Annotated in this window: 3 protein-coding genes; 2 read left to right on the top strand and 1 reads right to left on the bottom strand. The window is 71.4% G+C overall.

Annotation, left to right across the window (positions count from 1 at the left end; translation table 11 throughout):
- Positions 1 to 246 precede the first annotated feature (246 nt).
- Entirely contained in the window at positions 247 to 1,578 is a 1,332-nt protein-coding gene (locus A7A76_RS15265; protein WP_206411980.1) for a metal-dependent hydrolase family protein, read from the top strand.
- Positions 1,579 to 2,083: 505 nt separating this feature from the next.
- On the opposite strand, the gene A7A76_RS15260 is transcribed toward A7A76_RS15265, so the two are convergent.
- A complete protein-coding gene (locus tag A7A76_RS15260; protein WP_206411979.1) occupies positions 2,084 to 2,356 on the bottom strand; it encodes a hypothetical protein in 273 nt (90 codons plus the stop codon).
- A gap of 381 nt (positions 2,357 to 2,737) precedes the next feature.
- On the opposite strand from A7A76_RS15260, the gene A7A76_RS15255 reads away from it, so the two are divergent.
- On the top strand, positions 2,738 to 2,974 hold the full coding sequence (locus tag A7A76_RS15255) for a hypothetical protein (protein ID WP_206411978.1): 237 nt from the start codon (positions 2,738 to 2,740) through the stop codon (positions 2,972 to 2,974).
- Positions 2,975 to 3,053: the final 79 nt, after the last annotated feature.

The raw sequence follows: 3,053 nt of genomic DNA, 5'->3' as shown, positions 1-3,053 counted from the left end.
GCGCGTCCGCGCCGCGGCCGGCGGCGGCGGCCGGACGGCGCGCCTAGTGCATTGGTCACGTTGACCCGCGCCGTGCGCGGCTTGCATGCTGGCCCCGGCCGGCGGCCGCGACCGGGGGGAGTCCGCTGCGGCGCCGCGCCCGCACACCGATGCGCCCGCACGATCCGCACGACACACCCACGCGCGATGCGGCACGGACGGCGCCTCGCCGCTCCGGGCGCACGCCCGCCAACGCCGGAACCGACCATGCCCCGAACGCTCACGATCCGACCGACCGCCGCACCGCTGGCCCTCGCCGTCCTCGCCTGCGCCCTCGCCGGCGCCGCCCAGGCCGCGCCGGCGCCGCCGGCCGAACCCACCGCGCTGCGCTGCGGCAAACTGTTCGACGCGCGCAGCGGCAAGCTGCTGGGCCCGCACACGGTGACCGTGCGCGACGGCAAGATCGCCGAGGTCCGCGCTGGCCTCAACGACGTCGCCGGCGCGCGCGCGGTCGACCTGTCGCAACACACCTGCACCCCGGGCTGGACCGACCTGCACGTGCACCTGGGCGGCCAGTCCAGCGCGCAGAGCTATTCCGAAGGCTTCCGCCTCGACCCGGTCGACTTCGCCTTCCGCGCGGTCGGCTACGCCAACAAGACCCTGCAGGCCGGCTTCACCAGCGTGCGCGACCTCGGCGGCGAAGTGACCCCGCACCTGCGCGACGCGATCAACCAGGGCCTGGTCGCCGGCCCGCGCATCTGGGCCGCGGGCAAGTCCATCGCCACCACCGGCGGCCACGCCGATCCCACCAACGGCATGAACGACGCGCTCTCGCACCTGATCGGCCCGCCCGGCCCGACCGAAGGCGTGATCAACTCGATCGACGACGCCCGCCAGGCCGTGCGCCAGCGCTACAAGGAAGGCAGCGACGTCATCAAGATCACCGCCACCGGCGGCGTGCTGTCCTACGCCAAGTCCGGCGACGCGCCGCAGTTCACCGTGGAGGAAGTAAAAGCCATCGTGGATACGGCGCGGGATTATGGCTACCGCGTCGCCGCGCACGCGCACGGCGAGGAAGGCATGAAGCGCGCGGTGCTCGGCGGCGTCACCAGCATCGAACACGGCACCTACATGAGCCCGGAGGTCATGTCGCTGATGAAGCAGCGCGGCACCTGGTACGTGCCGACCATCTACGCCGGCCGCTTCGTCGCCGACAAGGCCAAGATCGACGGCTACTTCCCCGACGTAGTGCGGCCGAAGGCGGCGCGGATCGGCGCGATGATCCAGCAGACCGCGGCCAACGCCTACAAGAACGGGGTCAAGATCGCCTTCGGCACCGACATGGGCGTGGGCCCGCACGGCGACAACGCGCGCGAGTTCGTCTACATGGTCGAAGCCGGCATCCCGGCCGCGGTGGCGCTGCAGGCCGCGACCATCCGCGCCGCCGAAGTGCTGGGCGTGGACGACCAGGGCACGATCGAAACCGGCAAGCGCGCCGACATCGTCGCGGTCAAGGGCGACCCGCTCGCCGACATCAACACGGTGCTGGACGTGGCGTTCGTAATGAAGGACGGCGCGGTCTACAAGCAGGCGTTGTAAGTTTCCTGCGTGCTCGAACACGACGAACCCCGGCTGCGATGCGGCCGGGGTTTTTCTTTGGCCGCCGGGCTTGGGTGGGTTTGTCTGCGTTTCTTCCGCGCCGTGGATGGCGGCAGGCCATGCCTCGATGGAGCCCTGGATGCCCGCCTTCGCGGGCATGACGGCAGGTGGGTTGCGCGKCGARTSSKTTTCSCCGCGYCKCTYSMAGATCGTCATCCCCGCGAACGCGGGGATCCAGAGACTTCAGAGCCATGCCTCGATGGAGCCCTGGATGCCCGCCTTCGCGGGCATGACGGTAGGTGGGTTGCGCGTGAGTGTTTTCCCCGCGCCTCTCCCAGATCGTCATCCCCGCGAAGGCGGGGATCCAGAGGCTTCAGAGCCATGCCTCGATGGAGCCCTGGATGCCCGCCTTCGCGGGCATGACGGCAGGTGGGTTGCGCGKCGARTSSKTTTCSCCGCGYCKCTYSMAGATCGTCATCCCCGCGAACGCGGGGATCCAGAGACTTCAGAGCCATGCCTCGATGGAGCCCTGGATGCCCGCCTTCGCGCGCATGACGGCAGGTGGGTTGCGCAGCGAATCGGTTTCGCCGCGCCTCTTGAAGTCGTCATCCCCGCGAACGCGGGGATCCAGAGCCTTCAACGCCCTGCCGCGATGAAACCGCGCGTCGTCCGCGGCGAAACCACGCGCATGCACGTCGGTTTCACACCGACGATCCCAGTTCCGGCAATTCCGCGGCGCCCGCGGCCGCGGCGGCGACCGCCGCGTGAGCGCGGTCACGGCGATCGCCCTGGGCTCGTGCCATAACCGGTGCGGTCGCGCGCACGCCGTTTCCGCCGTCCGCGCCGCTTTCGTCCGCAACGCACGCTCTGCCCGCGGGAACGTTCCCACGCCCCGCACAACGCGCCGCCCAGAAAAGGATTTCGCCGATGACACCGCCGTTCCGCGCCGCCGCTGGCGCGACTTCAGGCCAGGACGCACACGCGCGCTGAGCGATCTTTCCATGCCGTTGCCGCAGCAAGGTCAGCCGCGGGTGCGCCCGCGGCAGGCGCCGATTCCGACCGACCTTGCTGCGGCGCCGGCGCCATCTTCCGCCCGCGCCATCTTCCGCCCGAGCCGAATGCCGGCGCATCCCTCCCGACAACCCGCCGACAACCGCCGATGACCGCCATGCCGCGCCGCCCACGCAACCGCCGCACTGTCACTCTCGCCGCAGCCGCCGCCCTCGCCTTCGCATCCGGCTTCGCCGCGGTTTCCACGGCCGCGCCGGCCTGCCCCTGCTACGCCGAGCGCACGCAATGCCTGGCCGAAGCGGTCACCGATCTGGACCGGAAGTTCTGCCGGCTGGAGTTCAACCACTGCATGGACCGCTTCTGCCCGGCGCCGGCCAACCCCTGAGCGCGGCGCCTCAGCGCGGCGCGCGCGCGGCGGCGAGGTAGGCCGCCAGCCACGCCAGCAGCGCCACCCGCTGCGCCGG

The sequence above is a fragment of the Lysobacter enzymogenes genome (assembly GCF_017168095.1).
GTDB classification, from domain to species: domain Bacteria; phylum Pseudomonadota; class Gammaproteobacteria; order Xanthomonadales; family Xanthomonadaceae; genus Lysobacter; species Lysobacter enzymogenes_D.
The sequence above is the reverse complement of the archived record's forward strand: the minus strand, read 5'-3'. Positions and strand labels throughout refer to the sequence as shown.

Excerpts from the sequence above, each read along its gene's own strand:
- A7A76_RS15255 (WP_206411978.1), top strand. The coding sequence starts at position 2,738 with ATGACCGCCATGCCGCGCCGCCCACGCAACCGCCGCACTGTCACTCTC.
- A7A76_RS15265 (WP_206411980.1), top strand. The coding sequence starts at position 247 with ATGCCCCGAACGCTCACGATCCGACCGACCGCCGCACCGCTGGCCCTC.